The 24,107-nt window shown below is 38.5% G+C and carries 25 protein-coding genes and 1 other RNA gene; 18 read left to right on the top strand and 8 right to left on the bottom strand.

Annotated features, from left to right (window positions below; translation table 11 throughout):
- Positions 1 to 295: 295 nt before the first annotated feature.
- The 4 genes from HY063_14840 (at position 296) to HY063_14855 (ending at position 4,394) form a co-directional block, all read left to right on the top strand.
- The gene (locus HY063_14840; GenBank protein ID MBI3503061.1) at positions 296 to 610 is read left to right on the top strand and encodes a hypothetical protein; all 315 of its coding nucleotides are present in this window, start codon (positions 296 to 298) and stop codon (positions 608 to 610) included.
- A gap of 14 nt (positions 611 to 624) precedes the next feature.
- The gene (locus tag HY063_14845; protein ID MBI3503062.1) at positions 625 to 1,002 is read left to right on the top strand and encodes a hypothetical protein; all 378 of its coding nucleotides are present in this window, start codon (positions 625 to 627) and stop codon (positions 1,000 to 1,002) included.
- 423 nt (positions 1,003 to 1,425) lie between these two features.
- Positions 1,426 to 1,854, top strand: coding sequence for a VOC family protein (locus tag HY063_14850; GenBank protein ID MBI3503063.1), 429 nt, complete (start codon positions 1,426 to 1,428; stop codon positions 1,852 to 1,854).
- 344 nt (positions 1,855 to 2,198) lie between these two features.
- Entirely contained in the window at positions 2,199 to 4,394 is a 2,196-nt protein-coding gene (locus HY063_14855) for an OmpA family protein (GenBank protein MBI3503064.1), read from the top strand.
- Between the two features lie 7 nt (positions 4,395 to 4,401).
- On the opposite strand, the gene rnpB is transcribed toward HY063_14855, so the two are convergent.
- The 5 genes from rnpB to HY063_14880 all read right to left on the bottom strand — a co-directional run bounded on the left by rnpB (position 4,402) and on the right by HY063_14880 (position 9,334).
- An RNA gene (rnpB, locus tag HY063_14860) (RNase P RNA component class A) lies at positions 4,402 to 4,768 on the bottom strand.
- Between the two features lie 57 nt (positions 4,769 to 4,825).
- Complete coding sequence (locus HY063_14865; GenBank protein ID MBI3503065.1) at positions 4,826 to 5,332, bottom strand: Smr/MutS family protein; 507 nt, start codon at positions 5,330 to 5,332, stop codon at positions 4,826 to 4,828.
- On the bottom strand, positions 5,322 to 7,424 hold the full coding sequence (locus tag HY063_14870) for a ComEC/Rec2 family competence protein (GenBank protein ID MBI3503066.1): 2,103 nt from the start codon (positions 7,422 to 7,424) through the stop codon (positions 5,322 to 5,324). The genes HY063_14865 and HY063_14870 overlap by 11 nt, the downstream gene beginning before the upstream one ends.
- A 14-nt stretch (positions 7,425 to 7,438) precedes the next feature.
- Positions 7,439 to 8,092 (bottom strand): YggS family pyridoxal phosphate-dependent enzyme, encoded by a 654-nt coding sequence (locus tag HY063_14875; protein MBI3503067.1) that lies wholly within the window; start codon positions 8,090 to 8,092, stop codon positions 7,439 to 7,441.
- Between the two features lie 6 nt (positions 8,093 to 8,098).
- Positions 8,099 to 9,334, bottom strand: a complete 1,236-nt coding sequence (locus HY063_14880) for a DUF1015 domain-containing protein (GenBank protein ID MBI3503068.1) — start codon at positions 9,332 to 9,334, stop codon at positions 8,099 to 8,101.
- Positions 9,335 to 9,393: 59 nt separating this feature from the next.
- On the opposite strand from HY063_14880, the gene HY063_14885 reads away from it, so the two are divergent.
- Complete coding sequence (locus HY063_14885; GenBank protein MBI3503069.1) at positions 9,394 to 11,049, top strand: acyl-CoA carboxylase subunit beta; 1,656 nt, start codon at positions 9,394 to 9,396, stop codon at positions 11,047 to 11,049.
- On the opposite strand, the gene HY063_14890 is transcribed toward HY063_14885, so the two are convergent.
- Positions 11,040 to 12,101 (bottom strand): acyl-CoA reductase, encoded by a 1,062-nt coding sequence (locus tag HY063_14890; GenBank protein MBI3503070.1) that lies wholly within the window; start codon positions 12,099 to 12,101, stop codon positions 11,040 to 11,042. The two genes, HY063_14885 and HY063_14890, sit on opposite strands and share 10 nt — an antisense overlap.
- A gap of 60 nt (positions 12,102 to 12,161) precedes the next feature.
- On the opposite strand from HY063_14890, the gene HY063_14895 reads away from it, so the two are divergent.
- The 13 genes from HY063_14895 (at position 12,162) to HY063_14955 (ending at position 21,567) form a co-directional block, all read left to right on the top strand.
- A complete protein-coding gene (locus HY063_14895) occupies positions 12,162 to 12,515 on the top strand; it encodes a 4Fe-4S binding protein (protein ID MBI3503071.1) in 354 nt (117 codons plus the stop codon).
- A gap of 186 nt (positions 12,516 to 12,701) precedes the next feature.
- On the top strand, positions 12,702 to 13,469 hold the full coding sequence (locus HY063_14900; protein MBI3503072.1) for a hypothetical protein: 768 nt from the start codon (positions 12,702 to 12,704) through the stop codon (positions 13,467 to 13,469).
- A 144-nt stretch (positions 13,470 to 13,613) separates the two neighbouring features.
- Complete coding sequence (gene serC, locus HY063_14905) at positions 13,614 to 14,699, top strand: 3-phosphoserine/phosphohydroxythreonine transaminase (protein ID MBI3503073.1); 1,086 nt, start codon at positions 13,614 to 13,616, stop codon at positions 14,697 to 14,699.
- Between the two features lie 6 nt (positions 14,700 to 14,705).
- Positions 14,706 to 15,416: a YebC/PmpR family DNA-binding transcriptional regulator gene (locus HY063_14910; GenBank protein MBI3503074.1), complete on the top strand. Its 711-nt coding sequence runs from the start codon at positions 14,706 to 14,708 to the stop codon at positions 15,414 to 15,416.
- 84 nt (positions 15,417 to 15,500) lie between these two features.
- A complete protein-coding gene (locus tag HY063_14915; protein ID MBI3503075.1) occupies positions 15,501 to 16,448 on the top strand; it encodes a D-2-hydroxyacid dehydrogenase in 948 nt (315 codons plus the stop codon).
- Between the two features lie 22 nt (positions 16,449 to 16,470).
- Positions 16,471 to 17,421, top strand: a complete 951-nt coding sequence (gene nusB / locus HY063_14920; protein MBI3503076.1) for a transcription antitermination factor NusB — start codon at positions 16,471 to 16,473, stop codon at positions 17,419 to 17,421.
- Between the two features lie 39 nt (positions 17,422 to 17,460).
- Positions 17,461 to 17,934 carry a DUF1573 domain-containing protein gene (locus tag HY063_14925; protein ID MBI3503077.1) on the top strand — a complete coding sequence of 158 codons (474 nt, stop codon included), beginning with the start codon at positions 17,461 to 17,463 and terminating at the stop codon, positions 17,932 to 17,934.
- Positions 17,935 to 17,938: 4 nt separating this feature from the next.
- Entirely contained in the window at positions 17,939 to 18,274 is a 336-nt protein-coding gene (yajC, locus tag HY063_14930) for a preprotein translocase subunit YajC (protein MBI3503078.1), read from the top strand.
- Positions 18,275 to 18,279: 5 nt separating this feature from the next.
- Positions 18,280 to 18,708 (top strand): hypothetical protein, encoded by a 429-nt coding sequence (locus HY063_14935; protein MBI3503079.1) that lies wholly within the window; start codon positions 18,280 to 18,282, stop codon positions 18,706 to 18,708.
- Positions 18,705 to 19,286 carry a dephospho-CoA kinase gene (locus HY063_14940; protein MBI3503080.1) on the top strand — a complete coding sequence of 194 codons (582 nt, stop codon included), beginning with the start codon at positions 18,705 to 18,707 and terminating at the stop codon, positions 19,284 to 19,286. Before HY063_14935 ends, HY063_14940 begins: the two co-directional genes overlap by 4 nt.
- 55 nt (positions 19,287 to 19,341) lie before the next feature.
- A complete protein-coding gene (locus HY063_14945) occupies positions 19,342 to 19,710 on the top strand; it encodes a hypothetical protein (GenBank protein ID MBI3503081.1) in 369 nt (122 codons plus the stop codon).
- Between the two features lie 6 nt (positions 19,711 to 19,716).
- Positions 19,717 to 20,013 carry a DUF2752 domain-containing protein gene (locus HY063_14950; protein ID MBI3503082.1) on the top strand — a complete coding sequence of 99 codons (297 nt, stop codon included), beginning with the start codon at positions 19,717 to 19,719 and terminating at the stop codon, positions 20,011 to 20,013.
- A 27-nt stretch (positions 20,014 to 20,040) separates the two neighbouring features.
- A complete protein-coding gene (locus HY063_14955) occupies positions 20,041 to 21,567 on the top strand; it encodes an NAD(P)H-hydrate dehydratase (GenBank protein ID MBI3503083.1) in 1,527 nt (508 codons plus the stop codon).
- On the opposite strand, the gene HY063_14960 is transcribed toward HY063_14955, so the two are convergent.
- Together HY063_14960 and HY063_14965 are read right to left on the bottom strand one after the other, a co-directional pair.
- Positions 21,560 to 22,597 carry a 2-oxoacid:ferredoxin oxidoreductase subunit beta gene (locus HY063_14960; GenBank protein MBI3503084.1) on the bottom strand — a complete coding sequence of 346 codons (1,038 nt, stop codon included), beginning with the start codon at positions 22,595 to 22,597 and terminating at the stop codon, positions 21,560 to 21,562. The two genes, HY063_14955 and HY063_14960, sit on opposite strands and share 8 nt — an antisense overlap.
- A 5-nt stretch (positions 22,598 to 22,602) precedes the next feature.
- Entirely contained in the window at positions 22,603 to 24,048 is a 1,446-nt protein-coding gene (locus tag HY063_14965) for a T9SS type A sorting domain-containing protein (protein MBI3503085.1), read from the bottom strand.
- Positions 24,049 to 24,107: the final 59 nt, after the last annotated feature.

Raw genomic sequence — 24,107 nt, forward strand, 5'->3', positions numbered from 1 at the left:
CGTAAGGAAGTGTTCCGCCAACTACGTGGCGCAAACAACCCCACAGCCATACCTTGGTTGCCAGACCCAGGCGAGGTTGGTTGCCCCGACTGCTTGGTCTGGTGCCAGACTTCAGACTGGCGCCAATTGAATCTAACTGCACATTGGCGTCATTGGCGCAACAGCCGAAGGAATCCCTATCTTTAATGCGCCAACGAACGCCAATATGCGGTCGTTAAATACAAGCTGCCCGCGCAACAGCCGGACAACTAAGTAATCGGCAGACAATGATAGCAGACAGACAAAATCATATAACATGAAAAATAAAATAGAAAAAATTATTCTTTCAATATGTATTATATGGCTTTTCATTAATGTAATTATATGGTCATTAAGTGGAACAGAGCCAATTCGTCATACTCAAAAAAGCCGTTATTCGACTACTTATAAGTATGAAGAAAGACGCTATTTGTTTTATCCATTTACTCATTGTAAATTTTCAGATGAACTGGTTGATAAAAATTCCGAATATCATTCTTTATTGCAAGTTTATGATTTTACAGAATTTTTAGTTTATGGAATCAGTCCTTTAATATTATTTGGTGTATATAAATTAATTACTAATAAATAACTTTTTCATAGATAATGATTCTATCATTTAGACAACTCTTTTCTCAACAGACAAGTTCTGATTTTGATAACTTAAATAAACTACTCGACCATCTTTCTCGACAACAAAAACAATGGGTTGAATATTCTGAACTAATGACAATAGTTCCCGAACAAGGACAGCTATTAAATTATATGCAAATCTTAGAAGGGGACAAATTCGTTGAAGTAAAACATCAACTTGGGACAGGTGTTTATTATTGGGCGACACAGACTGGACGAAAACATATTTTAAATGGTGGCTACAAACGCTCTGACAGTTTTTTAGAATGGGCAAAAAGCCCAGACAATTTATGGAAAATAATTTTATTTCTCGCTGGGACAGCATGGACAATTATTAAAATATGTAAATAAGAATCAGACAATAAATCAAATAATAGAAGGTGGCATCAATCGCAGACAGACAATTAAACAAAAGACAAATGCAGCGCGGGCAGCCAGTATAACAGCGGCTTGCTTCTATGCGGGCTGACGTGTCCGTTGGACACGTCCGTTGTTTTATTTTATCTTTGTTCTCGCTGACGGCTTCGTGGCAAAAAAAACAACCATAACAGTAAAAAGCAGAAACACAAAATGAACAGAATAATAATAATAGGACTTACGCAAAAACAAAAAGCAATGCCACAAAAGCACAAAAGCACAAAAAAATACACACCAAAGTTTAGTGGGATTTGGTGCTTTAGTGTTTTAGTGGCGAAACTGCGTAAGTCCTCAATAACAATATCAATTATAACAGTTCTTGCAAGTTGCAGCCCGACAACTAAAAAAACAAACAATATGGAAGACAAAAAAAATAAAACAGACAACCCAACTTTATCTGTTGACACAACACCCAAGGTGACAGGAATTGGCGGCATTTTCTTTTATTCAGATAACCTGAAGGAAACGAAAGAATGGTATACCAAAAATTTAGGGATTAAAATAAATGATTGGGGTTCGTCAAGTTTTGAATCCAGAAACATTAACAAACCGGAAGATACAAATTCTCTTCAATGGAAACCTTTCAAAAAAGGAGATGAATATTTTTCCCCATCCAAAAAAGATTTTATGATTAATTACACAGTTCAGAATATGGAAGCGCTTGTGAACAAACTCAAAGAAAACGGAGTAACCATATTGGACAGCATTGCGACTTATGACTATGGAAAATTTGTTCACATAATGGACGCAGAAGGCAACAAGATTGAACTATGGGAGCCCCGTTGACTGAGAAGTTCGCAACCCTTCATCACTGTTCATCGGTCGGACTTGGAATTTATTTGTCATTTGGAATTTGTTTTTTGTATTTTGGAATTTTCGGAAAGCAGAATGCTTTCAGTATACAGTAACAGTTGGTAGTGTATCAGTTTGGCTGTTCTCTGTGTTCTTTGCGTTGTATTTTCTCTGCGCTCTTGCGTTAAATTGTATTTTAACAGCCGTTCACGCAGAGTACGCAAAGAAACAGCCCGCAGAGTACGCAAAGAAAATTCCAAGAGGAAACTGAGACACTACCTAACAGTTAACCGCTGCGGACTCATTATTCTTTTTTTTCTATCTTTGAAAATTATTCCATGAAACTACTTTCAGCAATTTTATTTTTCTTCCTCATCGCAGCGCATTCTTATTCACAGGAAGCAAACCCCTATGGAATTTTTTCAAGCAAGGAGGCGAAAAAAATTCTGAAGAGAGCAAGAAAGGATACTGACTTCGGCAATTTCAAAGACGCAGAAGATAAATATGTTCAACTTGTAAAATCAGATTCCGCCAATGCAGTTTACAACTATGAACTCGCGGTTATACTCTACAATAATTTCGACCAGATAAAATCCATTCCTTATTTCGAGCGCGCCATAAAATATTCGAAAGACACCATTGGCGAAGCGTTTTATTTTCTTGCATCGTCCTATCATCTTGCCAAAAATTTTGACAGCGCAGAAAAAAACTACAGGCAATATCTTTCGCTGGTTGCAAAGCACGGAACCACTCTTTGGCCCGATGAAGAAGGCGAATTAAGAAATGAACTTCTTCATAAAATAGAAATGTGCGATAATGGCAGAAAACTTGTAAAAACTCCGGTAGAAAAAATTACTATTCATGGAAAGACACATTCCTTTCAGATTGTAAATGCGGGAAAAAACATTAATACCAATTTTGACGATTACGATGCCGTGCTTACTTCCGATGATTCATTGATGTATTTCACTTCGCGCAGAGAAGGAACCACAGGCGGAAAAGTGGATTGGGATGATAAATACTTTGAAGATATTTATGTATCGTCAAAACAAAATGATGCATGGTCATTGGCATCCAACCTTGGCGCTCCAATAAATTCAGATAAACACGAAGCGGTAATCAGTGCTTCTGCCGACAAAAAGACAATTTATTTTTATAAAGGCGTGAAGCAGGGAACATTTTATTACAGCGTTAAAAAAAATAATAATGAATGGTCGAACCCGGAAATCCTGAATGAGAAATCAGATTTGAATACCAAAGCATGGGAAACAAGTTTTTTCGGATTCACGCTTGCGAACAATGAATTGTATGTGGTGAGCGACAGGGCAGGAGGCAAAGGCGGAAGAGATATTTATCTTTCAAAACGGCAAACCGATGGAACCTGGGGACCGTTAACAAATATTGGCGAGCCCATCAATTCTGAATTTGACGAAGATGCTCCGTTCCTCACTTCCGATGGAAAGACAATGTATTTTGCTTCTTCGGGACATAACAGCATGGGCGGCTTTGATATTTTTAAATCGGAACGCAATGGAGATAAATGGTCGGAGCCGGTGAATCTGGGAGCGCCCATTAATACTCCGGGCGAAGATATTTTTTTCACCATCGCAAATAAATCTGACCGCGCGTTTTATTCTTCCAATGATAATAAGCCGGGCGGAACCTGCGATATGGATATTTACATGATTGATTTATGCGATGACATTCCCACCACTACTATCAGCGGTCTTGCTATGGGAATTTCAAAAGGAATAGTGGTGGTGTCTGATAAAGCAACGGGAAAGGAAGTTCATTCTTTTGAAATTAAGGACGGAAAATATTCCGGCACCATTGAGCATGGAAAAAATTATTTATTCACGCTGAAAACCGAAGGGCTTGAACCGGCACCGGTGGAAGTTTATATTCCCAGGCAATGCAAGCGCTATGATGTATACCAGGAACTTAATTTTACCAAAGCAGGCGAACCTTTGGCGGTGAAGAATGCTTTCTTCGATATAAAAACTCAGGCAAACGGAATGAACTATTCCGAATTTCTTGCCAAAGCCGACAAAAGCAAATTATCCGGCTACAGCGAAGCCACTGTGAACACTCACCCCATGATGATTGTAATGGTTGATACAATTAAAAAAGTAACCGCTACAAAAGACACTGCTACCGGAAAAATGAAAATTGATACCGCCACTTCCATTAAAACAACCATTGCATTTAACAATGTGCTTTTTGATTTCAATAAATCAAATCTGAAAAAAGAATTTATGCCTGAACTCGACAAAGCGGTTGCGCTTCTGAAAAAAAATTATCCGCAAGTAAAATTTGAAGTGGCAGGTCATACTGATTCCAAAGGCACTGAAAAATATAATTTGAATCTCTCCAAACGCAGGGCAGATGCTGTTGTAAATTATCTTGCTTCGAAAGGAATCAGCCGCAGCAGGATGAAAGTAGCAGGTTACGGTGCCACCAAACCCATCGCATCAAATTCCACCGAAGAAGGAATGGCGAAAAACCGAAGGACTGAGATTGTAATTATCCAGTAGGAAAAAATAACATACCAAACGTATAAGCCGGATTCTGTTCGCTATGATTTCTCATAACGCCCCTATCATTTATCTATGCTGCCTACCAGCAGATTTTCCATTGAAGGAAGACGAGCAATCGTCTGCTATTCGGCATTGCAACTCCTGAGGTTTGCCTTCAATTACAACATTGCTGTTGAAAAAGCGTGAGCTCTTACCTCACGATTTCACCCTTGCTCCTGCGGTAAACGCTGAGCGGTTTAGTTTCTGCGGCACTTTCTGTATTCTGAATTGCTTCGGAATTCTCCTGAACTAAATCAGGACAAGATGCTCTCTGTTGTCCGGACTTTCCTCCCTGCACAATAAATATGCAGAGCGATAGAGCGGTTTGGTATGTTAAAGAACTTCATGCTGATGAATGTCAGCATCTCTACAAAGATACGGATAAATGTTTAACTAATTTCTACTACAATAGCGCCAGCGCCATATTTTTTATAAGGAGCATCGTACTGTTTTGCGCGCTCATATTTTTTCAGCGTGCGGATAATTTCCTGCTTCAGTGTTCCTTTTCCAACTCCGTGAATGAAAATTATTTTTTTGATTCGATGTGCAATTGCAGCATCCATGCATTTTCTGAAATAGTTTAGTTGATAAAGAAGTTTTTCATAGTCGGTTTTTAAATTTTCGGTTTCGTTTCTTAAATGCAAATCAACCTCCCATGCTTCATTGCTCAAAAGTTTTGGCGGACTTACCTTCTTTTCTTCTTTCTCATCAATCTTTCTTTCATCTATTTTGTAAATAGATTCATCTGCCAGCGGAACAATTTCATCTATGGAAACGGAAACTTCAAAACCATCTTCATTCGTTACCAGCACCCGGAAGTTGCTGAGAATGTTTGTGATTATCCCACTGCTTTTGTCATTCAGAAAAGAAACTTTATCTCCTATATTAAATTTCATGATTTAGGTTTTCAATATACGCTCCGTTATCTATTACAGAATAGAAATCAATGTTTAATTCTTCACATTCTTTTTTCCATTTTTTATTTTTCCATTCCGAATTGGAAGAATCAACAATTATTTTTTTAAAGGTGAATTGCTTTTGCAAATCTTTGATTCGGACTTTTGCATTTTTAGAAAGGATAAGATAATCTACTTGCAGTTTTTGTTTTAATTCATTTTTAAAATAAGGCAGGGAATCAATCACAACAATTTTTTTAGAATCAAACTGCATGAAATTATTGTTCATGAAAAATTTTTCTGTATTGTAATTTGCTTTTTCATTCGTTTCAATAAATTTCATATTCTCCATTCCCATATCATCCCAATTATGCTTCACATGAAATTTTACCGCACTTTGATTATACATAAACTTGGAATTCGATATGAAAACATTTTGCTTTCCTGAAATAAAATCATAAGCCGGTGTTTTCGGAATATTATATACAATAAATTTCTTCTGATTTCTCTCGCGGTAGTTTTCATAAACCTGTAGGAAAAGAATCAGAATTAAAATTCCCAAAGCAGGATAAATAAATCGTTGGCGCTTTTGAAAAAGGAAAATCAAAATGCAGATAATCAGAAAATAAATCAGCCATGTTTCCAGAATGGAAATTGAAATTCCTTGCAGCAGCGAGCCGGGAGTTTTTTCCGTGAGGCGAACCGATTCATTCAGCAGCCAGACAATCCATGAAAATATTTTAGAACAGAAAATTCCAACCACTGCAATTTTTCCAACGGCTAAAACAAAGAGTCCATAAACAAGAATCACAGTTGAAATAGGAATCACAATCATATTTGAAAACAAAAAATAATTCGGGAACTGATGGAAATAAAGCAAGCCAAGCGGAAAAGTTACAACCTGCGCAGCAATAGAAACTGAAATCAAAACCCAAATGTGATTCAATAGCCAATTGGTGGGTTGCCATTTTTCATAGAGCCACGGCTGCACGGCAACGATTCCGAGAACTGCCAAATATGAAAGTTGAAATCCAACTTCCATAATTAAATATGGATTCCAAAGCAGTAACGCGAAACATGAAACCGCAAGAGTGTTGAAAATATTTGTATCGTATTTCCATCCTTTCGCAATAATAATTAAACTGAACATGGCGGCAGAGCGAAGAACTGATGGCGACATTCCGGTGAGAATGGAATAAAACCAAACAATAAAAAGCAAAAGAAAAATTTTAATCGGCTTTCCGAATTTTATTTTATCGAGAAAGAGCAAAAGAAAATTTGCAACAATGAAAATAATTCCCACATGCAAACCGGAAACAGAAAGTACATGCAATGCACCGCTGCTTGCATATGCGTTGATTAAATCCTGGTCGAGTTTATCGGTGTAGCCAAGCACCAGCGCAGAGCCAACTGCGTATTCATCGCCTGTAATTTTATTCTCGCGAAAAATATTCAGTAAATATTCTCTGAGATTATACGATGCGCTGAGAATTGGATTGCCTTCATTTCTTCTTATCAATTTCCAATTTTCAGATGGAATGTATGCCTGCTGATAAATAGTATGGAAGGAAAGGAATAATTTATAATTGAACTCCGATGGATTTTGTGGCGGACGAATCTCGGTGAAGTTTGTTTTCATTACCACGCAATCTCCGTAGCGTAATTGTTTTGAGGAAGAATCTTTTTTGAAGTAACACATTGCTTTCCCTGAAACGCCATTCCACTTTCCATTTTTTCTTTCCGCAAGAATCTGCATGACTATTTTATATGACTTTTCTTTTTCTAAATACAGCTCGTTGCATTTTGCATAAATCAAATCGGGATTTTCAATTTTGATGAAATGATTTGCACTGTATTTTTCCGTATGAAGGTTTGTCAGTTGAAAACCGTTCAGGAAAAGGATTGCAAATACAAGCGTACCGAAAATCCAGGAATAAGAATAGGAAACATTTAACTTTTTAATGAAGACAAAAAAAATAATCAAAAAGAAAATTCCAAGAATGATGTAATTAAAGAATTCAAATTGTAATCCCGAATAAACTGCTGTGAGAATTCCTCCGAGAAAAGGAAGCAGCAATCGGAGAAAAGGCATTTGGCTCCATATATTCATTTTCTTTCTCCAAAGATTAGTGAGCCCACACGAATTAAATTACTTCCTTCTTCAATTGCAATTTTATAATCTGAACTCATGCCCATTGAAAGGGTTTCTAGTTTTGAGTTTCTGGTTTTGAGTTTGTCGAAAAATAGTTTTAGCGATTGGAACTCTTTTCTTATTTGATTTTCATTTTCCGTAAGCGTTGCCATTCCCATTAATCCTGCTATGCGAATATTTTTCATTTCTGAAAATTCTTTTGAGTTCAGTATTTCTTCGGCTTCTTCAAAACTTAATCCGAATTTTGTTTCTTCCTGCGCAATGTGAATTTGAAGAAGACAATCAATCACCCGATTTATTTTTTCAGCACATTTATTTATTTCACACAGAAGTTTTATGCTGTCAACCGAATGAATCATGCTTACAAAGGGCGTGATGTATTTTACTTTGTTTGTTTGTAAATGTCCGATTAAATGCCATTCAATATCTTTCGGAAGGTCATAGTATTTCGGAGTGAGTTCCTGAACGCGGTTCTCTCCGAAAATTTTATGTCCGGCATTATATGCTTCAAGAATTTTTTCTGCCGGAAGTGTTTTTGTAACCGCAACTAATTTTACATGCGAAGGGATTTCGCTTTTTATTTTCTGTAAATTTTCCAGAACAGGCATTTGAATTTATTTTATGTCAGACAAAGAATAAATCACCAGTCCGCTTCTCATCTTCGGTTCAACCCATGTTGATTTCGGAGGCATGGTTCCGCCCGAATCGGCAACGTTAATTACATCACGCATAGTTACCGGATATAAACCAAATCCAACCGATGCTTTTCCGCTGTCAACAATTTTTTTCAGTTCACCAATTCCTTTTGTTCCGCTTACAAAAAATATTTTTTTGTCGGTTCGTAAATCATGAATACCGAGCAAGGGAGAAAGAATTAATTCAGTGAGAAGTTCAGCATCTAACTTTCCTTTTGTTTCATTCTTTACAGTGAGTGAATACCATTTTTCTTCAATGTACAAACTAAAATTTCTATGCCTGTTTGGTTTGTAAGGAGTTTCTCCTTTTTCTTCAATGGAAAAATTTGCTGAGAGTTTTCTTAAGAAAGTATCCTTCGAAAGAAAATTCAAGTCCTTTACAATGCGGTTGAACTCATAAATTTTCAGATTACCCTCAGGAAAAAATGCCGCCATGAAAAAATTATAGAGCTCATTTCCGGTATGATTTTTATTTTTTGCTTTCAGCGCTTTGCCGAGCAGGGCAGAGGAAGCGCTGCGATGATGCCCATCGGCAATGTATATCGAAGAAATTTTTCCAAAAGCAGAAATAATATCATTGATTATTTTTTTGTCGCTCACTTTCCAGAGTTTATGTTCGATTTTATCTGTGGTAGTAAAATCATTTTCCGGAATAGTCGAAATAATTTTCGAAATAATTTTTTCCACCATTGTATTATCCGGATAGCAAAGGCAAACCGGCTCTGCATTGAAATCACAAACCTGGAGGTAATTCATCAACTTTTCTTCCCGCTCCGAAATTGTCTGCTCATGAAGTTTAATCACATTATTAAAATAATCCCAGATAGAAGCGCAGGCGATAATTCCTGTGAAGGCATGATTGTCTTTCGTTTGTTGATAGATATAAAAACATTCCTCGGAGTCAGGAACTAAAATTTTTTTACTGATAAATTGTAAAAACTTTTTCTTGATTTTCTGAAGATGTTCGGCTGAACCCGGTTTTGATTTTAAATTTTCCCTGAACTCAGGTTTGATAACATGAAGAAACGTATAGGGATTTTCAGAAAGTTTGCTTGAGAGTTGCGCAGCGTTATATCCATCCACCGAACGCGAAGCCACCAAATGTACTTTATCTTTTGCCGGGCGAATTCCTTTGAAAGGTTTTATAACAGCCATACACACGAAATGAAATAATGGCGAATTTACTAATTCATATATTCGCATATTCAATTATTATGGATTTAGAATTTAACAAGAACGAAGACAAAATGAAGCAACTTATTTCCGCTATGGAAAAAAAGTTGGAAAAAATTTATTTGGGCGGAGGGAAAAATAAAATTGAGAAGCAGCATGAGCAAGGAAAACTTTCTGCACGCGAGCGCATAGAATATTTGCTTGACAAAGATTTACCTCAAATTGAGATTGGCGCTTTTGCAGGTGATGGAATGTATCTTGAAGAAGTTGGTCTCAATCCTGACAAAGTCGGGAGCGGCTGCCCTGCCGGAGGAACGGTTGTTGTGATTGGATATGTGCGGGGAAAACAATGTATCGTAGTTGCGAACGATGCCACGGTAAAAGCAGGCGCATGGTTTCCGATTACCGGAAAGAAAAATTTGCGCGCGCAGGAAATCGCAATGGAAAATCGCTTGCCAATAATTTATTTAGTTGACAGCGCAGGAGTTTTTCTTCCCAAGCAGGATGAAATTTTTCCAGACAAAGAACACTTTGGAAGAATTTTCCGCAACAACGCAATCATGTCGAGTATGGGAATTACACAGATTGCCGCCATCATGGGAAGTTGCGTTGCAGGCGGAGCGTATTTGCCCATCATGAGCGATGAAGCGCTGATTGTAAATAAAACAGGAACTATTTTTCTTGCCGGAAGTTACCTGGTGAAAGCCGCTATAGGAGAAAATATTGACAACGAAACTTTGGGCGGAGCAACCACTCACTGTGAAATTTCAGGAGTGACGGATTATAAATGCAAAGACGATAAAGATTGTTTGGATAAAATAAAAAACATTGTAGATAAAATTGGCGACTATAAAAAAGCCGGATTCAGCAGAGCAGAAGCGAAGCAACCTGAAAAGAAGCCCGAAGAAATTTTCGGAATCATTCCGGATGCAAGCACAAAACAATTCGATATGCGGGAAGTGATAGAAAGATTGGTTGATGCTTCGGCAATGGAAGAATACAAGGAAGATTACGGCATGAGCATCATTTGCTGTTATGCGCGCATAGATGGCTGGGCGGTCGGTATTGTTGCAAATCAACGGAAAGTTGTGAAGAGTAAAAAAGGAGAAATGCAATTTGGCGGTGTGATTTATTCCGATTCGGCAGACAAAGCCACGCGCTTCATCATGAACTGCAATCAGAAAAAAATTCCGCTCGTGTTTCTGCAGGACGTTACAGGATTTATGGTGGGTTCCCGTTCTGAGCACGGAGGAATTATTAAAGATGGCGCAAAGATGGTGAATGCAGTTGCAAATTCCGTAGTGCCGAAGTTTACTGTGATTGCAGGAAATTCATATGGCGCGGGAAATTATGCCATGTGCGGAAAAGCATACGACCCGCGGTTAATTGTTGCATGGCCCACTTCTAAAATTGCCGTGATGGGCGGAGAGCAGGCGGCAAAAGTTTTGGTGCAGATAGAAATTGCAACGCTGAAAGCAAAAGGCGAAAAGATTACTCCTGAAAAAGAAAGTGAACTCTTCAACAAAATAAAAGACCGCTACGATTCGCAAACTTCTCCCTATTATGCGGCAGCACGGCTTTGGGTAGATGCAGTCATCAATCCGCTCGATACGCGTAAATGGATTTCAATGGGAATTGAAATGGCGAATCATGCTCCGGTTAAAAAGAAATTTAATGTGGGAGTAATTCAAACATGAAGATTCAATAGGAACTCCATCGTATTTATTCCATCCGCATAATCCCAAAGTTCCGGAGATTGCGATTGTCCGAACGCTACCGTTGGTCGGGATTTAAAATCCCGACCAGCAACTATGCACTGAATAGTTGACTTTTCTTTTTCTAATCTTTTCAGAAGCTCTTCTTTGCTTTCATACCGCTCGTAAAATAAATTTGCAACAGGCGAAGCAATCCGTTTATCTTCTTTCAGTAATAAAAAATTATTATCGAAAAACTTTTCTTTGTTCAGCAGGTAAATGCTGCGGTAATAAGTATAGTTGTTGTAATATTTATTGTGATGAATCACATCGCTAAAATCAATAATGGCAGAAAAGAATTTATCCAAGTCGTAATTCTGCGGAATAAAAACCTTTGAAACGTTTCTGCATCCCAATCCAAAATACTGAAAAATATCTTCGCCCAGGTTTTGTAAATCTTCTTTCGTTTCCTTTCCGTCAAGTATGGCAACTGCATTTCTGTTTTTCCGAATGATATGAGGAAAGTTGGAAAAGTAATATTCAAAATAGCGCGCACTGTTGTTGCTGCCGGTGGCAATGAAGGCAGATGTCCTTTCCCTGAAGCCGTGCCTGCCGGCAGGCAGGGGAGAATCAGAGGAAACAAATAGTATGTTGTTTTTGAATTCCGGCTCAATCCCAATCACTATTTCTGAAACTGCCGGCAAAAGAAATCTATCTTCCGAAGAAAGTTTCCCCACGCAACTATTTCCGCTCATCAGCACGCATAAAAAATCGTGAAAACCAACCAAAGGAATATTTCCTGCCATGATAACTCCAATGCGATGGTTGATGGTTGATGGTTGATGGTTGATGGAATAGGATGAAATCCATTTTCTGATTTTATCTTCTGCAAGCATTTCCCCGATAGAATTAATAGCAAGCAAAATATTTTCTTCCGTAAACCAGCCGTTATGTTTTTCTGCTTTATGAATTGCCTGTAACAGATTGTCTTCTGGTTTCTTCCTGAGAATTTCTCCAAGTTTTGCAAAAGCGACAATTCTTTTTTCTAAATTCATAGTGCAAAATTATTTTTTAATATCTTTGTTTCACATTTAATAAATTATTAACTTTCAACTATGGCAATTAAAATAACTGAAGAATGCATTAACTGCGGTGCCTGCGAGCCCGAATGTCCGAATAATGCAATTTATGAAAACGGTGCGGAATGGAGATTTTCTGACGGAACAACTTTGAAAGGAAGTTATACCGGAAAAAGTTCAGGACAAACGGTGGACGCGGAAGCGCCTCAGCCGGCTGTTTCGGCTGATTTCTATTTTATAGTAACTGATAAATGCACCGAGTGCAAAGGGTTTCACGATGAGCCGCAATGCGCTGCGGTTTGCCCGGTTGATTGCTGCGTGCCGGATGAAAATCATGTGGAAACCGAAGAGCAGTTGCTGGCGAAAAAAGATTCAATGCACATAGCATAAAAGTGTTTGTAAAATATAATAAGACCGCGAACGTTAATCCGTTTGCGGTTTTTTATTTGCCCCAACCCTAAAGGGAGTATGAAAGGAAAATTTTCAATATTGTTTTTGTTTCTGTACTTTGTATTGTCTAAATACTCAATACTCAATTCTCAGGTCTTTCTTCAAGATTCCGTTTACAATCTTTTTTTGGATTTTGTTCATTCTTCAAACGAAGTAAAAAAAAATGATAACAGCAAGAAATTTTCTGCCGGATTGAAACTCGCTTTGGAAAAAGATGTAAAAGCGGAATTTACTTTCGACTCTTTGAGAAATGCCAGAGTAATGCTTGAGTCGCCCGACAAGCAGGTGAGAATTTTTACCTGGGATGTTCTTGCAGAAGATGGCACGCATACTTTCTACGGATTCATTCATTCTTACAACCGCAAGTCAAAAAAGTTTGAAGTGTATGAACTCAAGGATAAATCGGAAGAGATGAGGGGAAAAGAAATAGAGAACGCCACGCTTGACAATACAAAATGGTATGGTGCTTACTATTTTCAATTGGCTGAATTCAAATACAAAAAGAAAAAACAATACGTGCTTCTCGGCTGGGATGGAAATAATTTAATGTCGAATAAAAAACTGATTGACGTTTTATCTTTCGATTCGAAAGGTTTCCCGAAGTTTGGCGATGCAATTTTTTCCAAAGACAATGGAAAAATTGTGAAGCGAATTATTTTTGAATACAAGGCAGGAATTTACATGTCGCTTCGTTACGAGGAAGAAAAAAACGCAATTGTGTTCGACCATCTTTCGCCTTCCGACCCGAATCTCGAAGGGCAGTATGAATTTTATGGTCCCGATTTTACCTATGATATGCTTCAATTCCAGGATGGAAAATTTATATTTGTTAAAAACGTGGAAGCGCGAAATCCCAAGGACAGGACTGATAAATATTTTCATATTCCTCATTAGTTCGGATAGCGAATCGCTGCGAATCTTCTAAATAGGTAATCATCTTTTTCATTCGCAGATTCGTAAACATTCGTTATCCGCACAATCAGTTTTCTTATTAAATTCGACCTCGCTTAATAACACCTATTTACAATGGAAACAGTTATGGCTGATGTGAAAAAGAAAGTGCACAACTTTAGCGCAGGTCCCGGCATTCTTCCTCAGGAAGTTTTGAAACAGGCGGCAGAAGCATGCATCAATTTTGACAACCTGAATCTTTCGCTTTTAGAAATTTCTCATCGCAGTAAAAATTACGAAGCCGTGATGCAGGAAGCGCGCGCGCTGGCAAAAGAATTACTCGGACTTGATGACGGCTATCAGGCAATTTTTTTGGGCGGAGGCGCAAGCATGCAGTTCTGCATGGTGCCATTCAATTTGCTTCGTGCCGAAGGTTACGCTGCATACGTGAACACAGGGGTGTGGGCGAGCAAAGCAATTAAGGAAGCAAAAATTATCGGCAATACGAAAGTGATTGCATCGTCAGAAGATAAAAAGTTCAATTACATTCCGCGCAACTACCAGATTCCCGGTGATGCAGATTATGTGCACATCACTTCCAACAATACGATTTACGGCACGCAAATAAAAAAATTCCCCATCTCGCGCATCCCTGTGGTGGTCGATATGTCTTCAGATATTTTTTCCCGCAAGATTGACTGCACACAGTTTGATTTGATTTATGCAGGCGCTCAAAAAAATATGGGGCCGGCAGGCGCAACATTAATTGTTGTGAAGGAATCCATTCTTGGCAAAACCGGCAGAACAATTCCTTCCATGCTCGATTATAAAGTTCACATCAAAGGCGAAGCCATGTACAACACTCCGCCTGTGTTTCCGATTTATGTTTCTCTTCTCACCATGCGCTGGCTGAAAAAGAATGGCGGAATAGATTGGATTGAAAAAATAAATAACCAGAAAGCAGAAACGCTTTACTCAGAAATTGACCGCAACTCATTGTTCACCGGCACTGCTGAAAAAGATTCCCGCTCAAATATGAATGTAACTTTCCTTCTCAACAAATCTGAACTCGAGCCCGAGTTTGACAAAATGTGGAAAGAAGCCGGCATCAGCGGCATTCGCGGACATCGTGATGTTGGCGGTTACCGCGCTTCGCTTTACAATGCACTTCCGCTTGAAAGCGTGCAAGTGCTGGTGGATGTAATGAAAGAGTTTGAGAAAAAGTTTGCATAAAAATTTATGGGACGCATTTTTGAAAAGAGAAAACACACCATGTTCGCGCGTTATGCGCGCATGGCAAAAGGTTTTACAAAAATCGGCAGAGAGATTTCCATTGCGGTGAAACAAAATGGACCTAATCCTGATTCCAATTCCCGTTTGCGTATAGTCATTCAGAATGCGAAGGCAATCAACATGCCCAAAGAAAGAATTGATGCTGCTATCAAACGCGCTTCCACCAAAGGCGAGGGAAACTTTGAGGAAATAAATTACGAAGGATACGGTCCCCACGGAGTTGCAATTCTTGCCGAATGCACTTCCGATAATCCCACGCGGACTGTTTCAAATATCCGCATGCATTTTTCCAGGGGCAACGGAACGCTTGGCAAAACCGGCTCGCTCGATTTTATTTTCGAACGCAAAGGAGTTTTCAGAATTTCTGCCGAAGGAAAAAATAAAGAAGATCTTGAACTGGAATTAATCGAACATGGCGCAGAAGAAATTGAAGAAGCCGATAACGAATTAATCATCTATACAAAGTTTTCTAATTTCGGTGCAATGCAAAAAGCGCTCGAAGAAAAAAAAATAAATATTCTCTCCGCAGAAAAACAAAGAATACCAAACACGCAGGTCGAACTGAATGAAGCACAGCAGAAAGATGTGCGTGAATTAATTGAAGCGCTCGAAGAAGACGATGATGTGCAGGCGGTGTTTCACAATATGGCGGAATAAAATATGTAATGTCATTTTCGAACGAAGTGAGGAATCTCATGAGGAGATTCCTCGTTGCACTCGGAATGACAAATCAAAAATAATATGAGCAAGAAGATTTTAGCGAATGACGGAATTGATGACGGAGGAAAATCGCTTCTCGAAAAAGCAGGATTCACAATCGTAACAGAAAAAGTTGCGCAGGAAAATTTAGCGAAAGCAATCAATGAAAATAATTTTATCGGGCTTACTGTGAGAAGCGCAACACAAGTAAAAAAAAATGTGATTGATGCATGCCCGAATTTAAAACTTATCGGAAGAGGAGGCGTTGGGATGGACAATATTGATGTGCAGTACGCGCGCGATAAAGGAATTCATGTGGTGAACACACCTGCAGCATCTTCGGAATCTGTGGCCGAACTTGTTTTCGCCCATCTTTTCGGAATGGTACGTTTTTTACATGACTCAAACAGGGAAATGCCTGCGAATGGAAATACGCAGTTTGACGCGCTGAAAAAAAAATACGCGAAAGGAATTGAACTCAGAGGAAAAACGTTGGGAATAATCGGAATCGGAAGAATAGGGCAGGCGGTAGCGAAAATCGGAATCGGAGTGGGAATGAAAATAATTGCGCACGATCCGTTCGTGAAAGAAGGAAAAATAAATATGGAAGTTGGTGGAAATAAAATTTCTGTTCCGTTCAAAACAATTTCTTTGGATGAACTTTTTGCGCAGAGCGATTTTATTTCTGTTCACGTGCCGGGCGGAAAACTGATTACAAAAAATGAATTCGCTAAAATGAAAAAAGGAGTGGTGCTGGTAAATGCTTCGCGCGGAGGAGTGATTGACGAACATGATTTGCTTGAAGCGCTGAACTCAGGAAAAGTTTCTAATTGCGCGCTGGATGTTTTCGAAAATGAACCTACACCGAAAAAAGAAATTCTCACGCATCCAAAAATTTCTTTGACACCGCATATTGGCGCGGCAACCATGGAAGCGCAGGAAAGAATCGGAATTGAACTGGCAGAAAAAATTATTGAATTGTTAAAATAAGAACGATAGTTCTTTCAAATTTATGTTGAGCAGAAGATTCATTCGCATTAAAGTCATGCAGGCATTGTATGCCTTTTTCCATTCTGAAGACCGCGAAAAAGCCAAGTATGAAAAAGAAATGTTTCAGAGTTTTGAAAAAACATATGACCTCTATCTTCTTCTTCTTCTTTTGCTGATTGAAATCCGTGAGCAGGGCAGAAATCTAATTGCCATCCGAAAAACAAAACATCTTCCTTCTCCCGAAGACTTACGTGCGAATACAAAATTTATTGACAATAAAATCTTCAGCATTCTTTCCATTAACCGCCAGCTTGCGGCTGAATCTAAAAAGAGAAATATTTCATGGGAGAATGACAAAGACATGGCGCGGAAATTATTTTCTAAAATTCAGGAGAGTTCGGCATATAAATCCTACATGAGCAATTCCGAAAGAAGTTTCAAGAATGATAAAAAATTTCTCAGCGAAATTTATATTGAAACCATTGCACCTGATGAATTGCTCCAGTTTTTCTTCGAGGAAAAAAATATTCACTGGGCGGATGATATTGATTTTGTGAATTCACTTGTGCTGAAAACGATTGCTTACATTCCCGAATCGGCTTCGGACAATATGCCTCTGGCACATTTATATAAGGACGAAAAGGAAGACAAAAAATATGCAAAGGAACTTTTTGAAGAAGTAATTACTCATAGCGCAGAAGAAGAAAAAATGATTCAGTCGAAAACCGAAAACTGGGAACTCGAACGGATTGCATTTATGGATGTGCTCCTGATGAAACTTGCAATAACTGAATTTTTATTTTTTCCTACTATTCCTGTAAAAGTTTCTTTGAATGAATACATCGAACTTGCAAAACAATACAGCACGCCAAAGAGCAGCGTGTTTGTGAATGGAATATTAGATAAGCTTCTTGCCGAATTTAAAAAAGACGGACGATTGCAAAAACAAGGGCGAGGACTCGTTGAGAATTAAAAATTTAAAATTAGAAATTAAAAAGTATTTTTGTTTTCAATGCAAAATATATTCTCTTATACCATATACCTTATATCCTTATTCCTTTTCCTTTCCTGCGGACAAAAGCAAACCACCACTACTGATATGGTTAACATTCCCGCAAGTGCAGAGGAAGGAGTGAATAAAGATAAACTTCCCGCTATGAAATTCGAGGAAGAAGTTTTTGATTTCGGAACCATTACGCAGGGAGAAAAAGTTATGCACGATTTCAAATTTAAAAATGAAGGAGCGAGTGATTTAATAATTTCAAACGCATATGGAAGCTGCGGTTGTACTGTTCCTGAAGTTCCGAAGAAACCGGTTCCATCCGGAGAGAAAAATATTATCCGCGTAACTTTCGACAGCGATGGAAAAACCGGAATGGTGACGAAAGAAGTTACGATTCTTACTAATTGCATTCCGAATAAACAAGTAATAAAAATAAAAGCAAATATTTTTGTGCCTGAAACTAAAAACCCAGTAAAACAATAATCCCATGAATTTATCTTCTATTTTTTTAATGCTTGGCGGACAAGACGGGCAAGGCAGTGGAATGACCAGCATAATTTTTCTTATTCTCATTTTCGGAGTGTTCTGGCTTTTCATGATTCGTCCGCAAATGAAAAAACAAAAAGACCAGCAAAAGTTTCGTGAAGCAATTGGCAAAGGCGATAAAATTATAACCATAGGCGGAGTTCACGGAAAAATTGTGGAAGTGCAGGATACAACTTTTATCATTGAAGTGGAAGGCCAAAACCGCTTGAAGATTGAAAAGAGCGCGGTGTCTATGGAATCTTCGCAAGCGATGAACAAAGACAAAGAGAAAAAATAATCGTCTTGAAACGGACCGAAATATTAAAATTTTTTCATCAGCGGCAGGAAATTCATCTTAACAAAAAAGTTTTTGTATTCATTGTCTGCCTTATTATTTCTTTTTTCACATGGATGCAACTCAATCTTTCTAAGGAGCACACCGATATTCTTCCCGTGCGGATTAACTATGTGAATCTTCCGCAGAAAAAATTCGGAACAACTATTCTTCTCGATACGCTCCTCGTGGAAGTAGAATCCAACGGGTGGGGGCTTTGGAAATATGAAATGAAAGATATTCCGATTGATTTCAAAAAACTGAAGCACGATGAATCCGGAGTTTATTATTTCCTTCCGAATAATTTTGCAAAGACAATTGCAAAACAGATGGGAGAAAATTTCAAAGTGCTTCGGGCAACAATTGATACTGTGCAAATCAATCCCCGCAACAAATGAAAATAGTTGGAGTAACCGGAGGAATCGGCAGCGGCAAGACAACCGTTTGTAAAATTTTTGAACTGCTCGGCATTCCGGTTTTTTATGCGGACGATGAAGCAAAAAAATTATATGATGAGAAAAAAATAATTTTGAAAGTGGTGAAACTATTCGGCAAAAAAATTCTTTCAGGAAAAAAAGTTGACAAGAAAAAACTTTCGGCAATTGTTTTCAATCACAAATCATCTCTCGCAAAACTGAATGCAATCATTCATCCCGATGTGAAACGAAAATTCGAAGCATGGAAGAAGAAACAAAAGGGAGCAAAATATGCAATTAAAGAAGCAGCAATTATGATCGAAAGCAATGCTTATAAAGATGTGGATTATTTAGTTTCTATAACTGCTAATAAATCGCTGAGAATAAATAGAATTATTAATAGAGATAAAATAGATAAAATAGAAATTGAAAAACGAATCAGTGAACAGATTTCTGACAAAGAACGCGCAAAATATTCCGATGCAATTATTATTAATGATGGCAAACATTCTTTGATTAAACAAGCGCTGAAAATCCATCGGCAAATTCTTTCAAAATAATTTTTATTTCCTTTTCAAATTTGTTCTACTTTTGACAAACTAAAATATATTTTTCATGGAACAATCTCAACAACCCCCGATTCCGCAAACTCCCATCGGCATGCAGCCGGCTTTACCGAATGCAACTGCCGCACTTGTACTCGGAATTATTTCCATTCCCACTTGTTTTTGTTACGGTATTATTGGAATGGCTTGCGGAATCATCGCTATTATTCTTGGAAGCAAAGCAATAAAACTTTTCAAGGAAAATCCCGGAGTGTACAATCCTTCGTCCTTTAACAATGCAAACGCGGGAAGAATCTGTGGAATAATAGGAACGATTTTATCTGCATTATACCTGGTTTTTATAATTGTTTATTTTATTCTTGTCGGCTCGTTTATCGGAAGCATTCTGTCCAGTTCATCCTGGGAAAAAATGCATTAAAATATTTTGGAAACATTAATTCGCTGGTTAGAATCACATCCGATACATTGTTTTTATAAATCCGTTTTCGGAATTGAATGCCCGGGCTGCGGTGCACAGAGGGCATTTATTTTTTTGCTGAAAGGAAATTTTTCAGAATCATTTTCAACGTATCCTCCGTTACTTTTTTTTCTCTCATTGATTTTTTTTCTCTCGCTGCATTTGGTTTTTAAATTCCGAAACGGAGGAACGTATCTCCTATATGGATTTATTTTTACCGCATTAATTGTATTGACTAACTTTATAGTAAAGTTATTTTCGTAATTCGACCATTCGTAATTAGTAGCAGCAATGAAAATTTTATCCTCAGAAGAAATAAGAAAGGCAGACGCTTATACCATCAAGCATGAGTTAATAAAATCAATTAACCTGATGGAGAGGGCGGCAAAAGAATGTGTGCGGTGGTTAATCAATTCTTCTGTTCGAAAGGAAGACATCAAGATTTTTTGCGGATTGGGAAACAATGGAGGAGACGGATTAGCGATTGCACGTTTGCTCGCAACCCAATGTTATATGGTGGAGATTTATATTGTTCGCTATGCAGATAAATGTTCAGAAGATTTTTTGAGTAATGAAAAGCGGCTGAAGAATAAAAAGAGGATTAAGGTTCATAACATCACTTCTGCAAAACAACTTCAGTCAATAATCATTAATCAATCATCAATACTCATTGATGCCGTCTTTGGTTCGGGCTTAAATAAGCCGGTGGAAGGATTGGCAAAGGAGGCAATTAACTTTATCAATCAGTCAAAATGTTTTGTTGTATCTATAGATATTCCTTCGGGATTATTTTTGGAGGAGAACAAATATGACAAAGATAGTGCTGTTGTTCGCGCAAATCATACCCTCACTTTCCATGTTCCAAAAATGGCTTTCATGTTTCATGAGAGTGAAAAGTATGTAGGAGATTTTTCCATTCTGAATATCGGATTGAATGAAGCATTTATTTCATCCCTTCCTTCAAAAAATTATTTCGCAACCATTGAGGATGTTCGAAAAATTCTCACGCCACGAAATAAATTTTCTCATAAAGGAACGTTTGGTCATGCACTGATTGTTTCGGGAAGTTACGGCAAGATGGGTGCGTGTGTTCTTGCAAGCCGCGCCAGCATTTCTTCGGGTGCAGGATTGGTTACAGCCCATATTCCCAAATGCGGCTATGAAATTTTACAGACAGCAAATCCAGAAGTAATGGTTGAAGTGGATTCTTCGGAGAAAATTATTTCTGATACCTTTCATCCGGAAAAATATAATGCCATCGGAATTGGTCCGGGAATCGGAACAGAAAAAGAAACTCAAAGCGCGTTGAAAGTTCTCATTCAAAATTCAAAAGTCCCTTTAGTGCTTGATGCCGATGCGCTGAATATTCTTTCCGAAAACAAAACTTGGATTTCTTTTCTTCCGAAAAATTCCATTCTTACTCCGCATCCCGGAGAATTAAAAAGATTAATCGGAGAAAGTGAAAATGATTTTCAAAATTTACAAAAGCAAAAAGAATTTTCAATCAAGCATGGAGTTTATGTAGTGCTGAAGCGCGCTTATACTTGCATTACTTGCCCCGATGGAGAAGTTTATTTTAATTCTCCCGGAAATCCGGGAATGGCAACAGCAGGCAGCGGAGATGTTCTCACAGGAATAATTACCGGATTGCTCGCACAAGGTTACGATTCAAAACAGGCAAGTGTGCTCGGAGTTTATTTGCACGGGCTTGCAGGAGATATTGCTGCCGAAAATCTCAGTGAAGAAAGTTTGATTGCACGGCACATTATAGAATTTCTTGGAGAAGCGTTTAAGAAAATAAAAAGTTCTCCTAATTAATAGTCCACGTTTCTCTTCCGCGCAGCAGCGCATCCAAATCACCTTCGCCTTTTGCTTTTTTTGTTTCTGCAATTTGATTTGCCATTGCTTCTTCGTAAGTGGGTTTATTTTCTATATAGAAAATTCCAAACGGGCGTGGCAGATGTCCTTCTTTCTTGGGGTTATCAAAGAAACGTGTGAGCAATGTTGCTTTCATTCCATCGCGCTCATCGTGAATCCATAAATCATTGGGCGAAACATCGGCAACATTTACAATCACGGGTTTGAAACCATCCAACTTAATTCCTTTTTCATTATTTATTCCAAAGATGAGCGGCTTGCCGTGCTCCATGAAAAGTGTTTCTTCTTTCTTACTTGCTTTCTCGGTGAAAATTTCAAAAGCACCATCGTTAAACACATTGCAGTTCTGATATATTTCCACGAAAGAAGTTCCTTTATGTTCGTGTGCTCTTTTTAAAATTGTTCGCTGATGAATCGGGTCTCTGTCCATCGTTCTCGCAATGAAAGTTCCTCCTGCGCCAAGAACTAACGCGAGCGGATTGAACGGATGGTCAATGGAACCGAACGGAGTTGACTTTGTAATATGCCCTTCGTGCGAAGTGGGGGAGTACTGTCCTTTCGTGAGCCCGTAAATTTCATTGTTGAAGAGAAGAATGTTCACATTAATATTTCTTCTCAGAATATGAATGGTGTGGTTTCCTCCTATGGAAAGCCCATCGCCATCGCCTGTAACCACCCACACAGAAAGTTCGGGGCGTGTTGTTTTCAAACCGGAAGCGATTGCTGCCGCGCGCCCGTGAATGCCGTGCAGTCCGTAAGTTTCCATGTAATATGGAAAACGCGATGAGCAGCCAATGCCCGCAACGAACGCGATGTTCTCTCGTGGAATTCCCAAATCAGGCATGATGGTTTGAACCTGCTTGAGAATGGAATAATCTCCGCAGCCGGGGCACCAGCGCACTTCCTGGTCGCTGGTGAAATCTTTTGCGGTGGGTTTTGCAGATGGCGTTGGTGCTGTTTCTGTGCTCATATAAATTATTTATTCACAATTAATTTTTTCGTAATTATTTTTCCGTTTGAATTCATTCTCACAAAATAAATTCCTTCTTCTTTTAAATTCAACACTTCTGTTTTAGCGTTTGGTTTTTCTGAAATTATTTTTTCTCCTACTGCATTATACACTTCTACATTTTCAACATTGAACAATGAACTCTGAATTGTAAATTCCCAGCTGGATGGATTCGGATAAACAGAAATTGTATTATCAATATGCAGCGATGGAACAGAGGTGGTGAGCGGCTGCGATTTAAAATGCATTTCATCTAACTTTAAATCAGAGCCGACAAACGAAACCGCGCTGTCTTGCCAGCTGGATGACTGCGCGTTTATGGATACTGTATCGGGAACGAAAGGAAGATTGTAGGGGATTTCCACATATTTATATACGGAAGATGAGTTAAGCAAAATACCATTATTCCATTGCTGCGTGGTGTTTCTGAAGTTTACGTTTATCTGTGCAGTGTCCATTCCCATTGGAATATATTTATACCAGAAGCAAAGCGTGTCAAACTGATTAGAGAAAGGATACCCTCCGTAAGCAATACAGGGAGCGGGCGGAGGCAGCGGGCAATTCATTCCGCCATTGTTGATTTGTGCCGATTGCGCAGCAGGATTTCCGTTTCTATCGCCAAGGAAAGTTTTTAATTCCACTGCGTAATTGCCTGCAACTTTATCGGTGGTTTGCATTACTCCCTGTGCTTCCCATGGATTAACAAGCCAGTTGTCCAGCCGTATCATATTCTGTGTCGTCCAGTTTTCAAAATCACCGTTGAAGAGTGCTGGCTGGCTGGAAACTCCTGTAAACGAAACGCTGTCTATCTGCAGCATGCTGCCGTTCCTCTGCAAATTATTATTTGTAAAATCGCTCGAACCGGCAGCAAATATTACCGTGTCGGGAGTTGAAGGAAGAGGCGGGTTGAAAGTATATGAAAACATAGTATAGGTACTATGCGTTCCGTAAAAAGAATAAAGATAAATACTCGTATCCACGCCCGAATGTTTGAACATAACTAAAATTCGCCCTGTATCTGGCGATGCTATGGATGATTTATAATATCCGCGTATGCCGGTCGGCTTTTGGTTATAAGCAAACCCTCCGTACCAGGCAGGCGGACCATTTTTATTGCCGCCTTGATTCGGATTTGTGTTGATGAAATATGCCATTAGCGTGTCTTTGGTGGCAGATACAGTAGTGGTAAGTTGAACCGCATAAGCGCCATGATAAAAATCGGTTGATTTAATTTCATTGTTCGGCAGGTTCTCATAAAATGTTTGCGGGTCGGAACATTCAACATAGTTCTGCGGAATGTCATACGTTCCAGTAGTCCAACTTTCAAAGTTTCCGTTGGGAATTGAACCTTGCGAAAATCCAATTGTGCTGATTAATAAACCAGCAATTAATGTGTAGAAGTTGTTTTTCATTTGATTTGTTTTAGATATGAATTAGCACTAATTGGCTAATTCGTGTGTATTTGTGTTAA

The sequence above is a fragment of the Bacteroidota bacterium genome (assembly GCA_016195025.1).
Classification (GTDB): Bacteria; Bacteroidota; Bacteroidia; order Palsa-948; family Palsa-948; genus Palsa-948.

Excerpts from the sequence above, each read along its gene's own strand:
- HY063_14840 (MBI3503061.1), top strand. The coding sequence starts at position 296 with ATGAAAAATAAAATAGAAAAAATTATTCTTTCAATATGTATTATATGG.
- HY063_14845 (MBI3503062.1), top strand. The coding sequence starts at position 625 with ATGATTCTATCATTTAGACAACTCTTTTCTCAACAGACAAGTTCTGAT.
- HY063_14850 (MBI3503063.1), top strand. The coding sequence starts at position 1,426 with ATGGAAGACAAAAAAAATAAAACAGACAACCCAACTTTATCTGTTGAC.
- HY063_14855 (MBI3503064.1), top strand. The coding sequence starts at position 2,199 with ATGAAACTACTTTCAGCAATTTTATTTTTCTTCCTCATCGCAGCGCAT.
- HY063_14865 (MBI3503065.1), bottom strand. The coding sequence starts at position 5,332 with ATGAAATTTAATATAGGAGATAAAGTTTCTTTTCTGAATGACAAAAGC.
- HY063_14870 (MBI3503066.1), bottom strand. The coding sequence starts at position 7,424 with ATGCCTTTTCTCCGATTGCTGCTTCCTTTTCTCGGAGGAATTCTCACA.
- HY063_14875 (MBI3503067.1), bottom strand. The coding sequence starts at position 8,092 with ATGCCTGTTCTGGAAAATTTACAGAAAATAAAAAGCGAAATCCCTTCG.
- HY063_14880 (MBI3503068.1), bottom strand. The coding sequence starts at position 9,334 with ATGGCTGTTATAAAACCTTTCAAAGGAATTCGCCCGGCAAAAGATAAA.
- HY063_14885 (MBI3503069.1), top strand. The coding sequence starts at position 9,394 with ATGGATTTAGAATTTAACAAGAACGAAGACAAAATGAAGCAACTTATT.
- HY063_14890 (MBI3503070.1), bottom strand. The coding sequence starts at position 12,101 with ATGAATTTAGAAAAAAGAATTGTCGCTTTTGCAAAACTTGGAGAAATT.
- HY063_14895 (MBI3503071.1), top strand. The coding sequence starts at position 12,162 with ATGGCAATTAAAATAACTGAAGAATGCATTAACTGCGGTGCCTGCGAG.
- serC (MBI3503073.1), top strand. The coding sequence starts at position 13,614 with ATGGCTGATGTGAAAAAGAAAGTGCACAACTTTAGCGCAGGTCCCGGC.
- HY063_14910 (MBI3503074.1), top strand. The coding sequence starts at position 14,706 with ATGGGACGCATTTTTGAAAAGAGAAAACACACCATGTTCGCGCGTTAT.
- HY063_14915 (MBI3503075.1), top strand. The coding sequence starts at position 15,501 with ATGAGCAAGAAGATTTTAGCGAATGACGGAATTGATGACGGAGGAAAA.
- nusB (MBI3503076.1), top strand. The coding sequence starts at position 16,471 with ATGTTGAGCAGAAGATTCATTCGCATTAAAGTCATGCAGGCATTGTAT.
- HY063_14925 (MBI3503077.1), top strand. The coding sequence starts at position 17,461 with ATGCAAAATATATTCTCTTATACCATATACCTTATATCCTTATTCCTT.
- yajC (MBI3503078.1), top strand. The coding sequence starts at position 17,939 with ATGAATTTATCTTCTATTTTTTTAATGCTTGGCGGACAAGACGGGCAA.
- HY063_14940 (MBI3503080.1), top strand. The coding sequence starts at position 18,705 with ATGAAAATAGTTGGAGTAACCGGAGGAATCGGCAGCGGCAAGACAACC.
- HY063_14945 (MBI3503081.1), top strand. The coding sequence starts at position 19,342 with ATGGAACAATCTCAACAACCCCCGATTCCGCAAACTCCCATCGGCATG.
- HY063_14955 (MBI3503083.1), top strand. The coding sequence starts at position 20,041 with ATGAAAATTTTATCCTCAGAAGAAATAAGAAAGGCAGACGCTTATACC.
- HY063_14960 (MBI3503084.1), bottom strand. The coding sequence starts at position 22,597 with ATGAGCACAGAAACAGCACCAACGCCATCTGCAAAACCCACCGCAAAA.
- HY063_14965 (MBI3503085.1), bottom strand. The coding sequence starts at position 24,048 with ATGAAAAACAACTTCTACACATTAATTGCTGGTTTATTAATCAGCACA.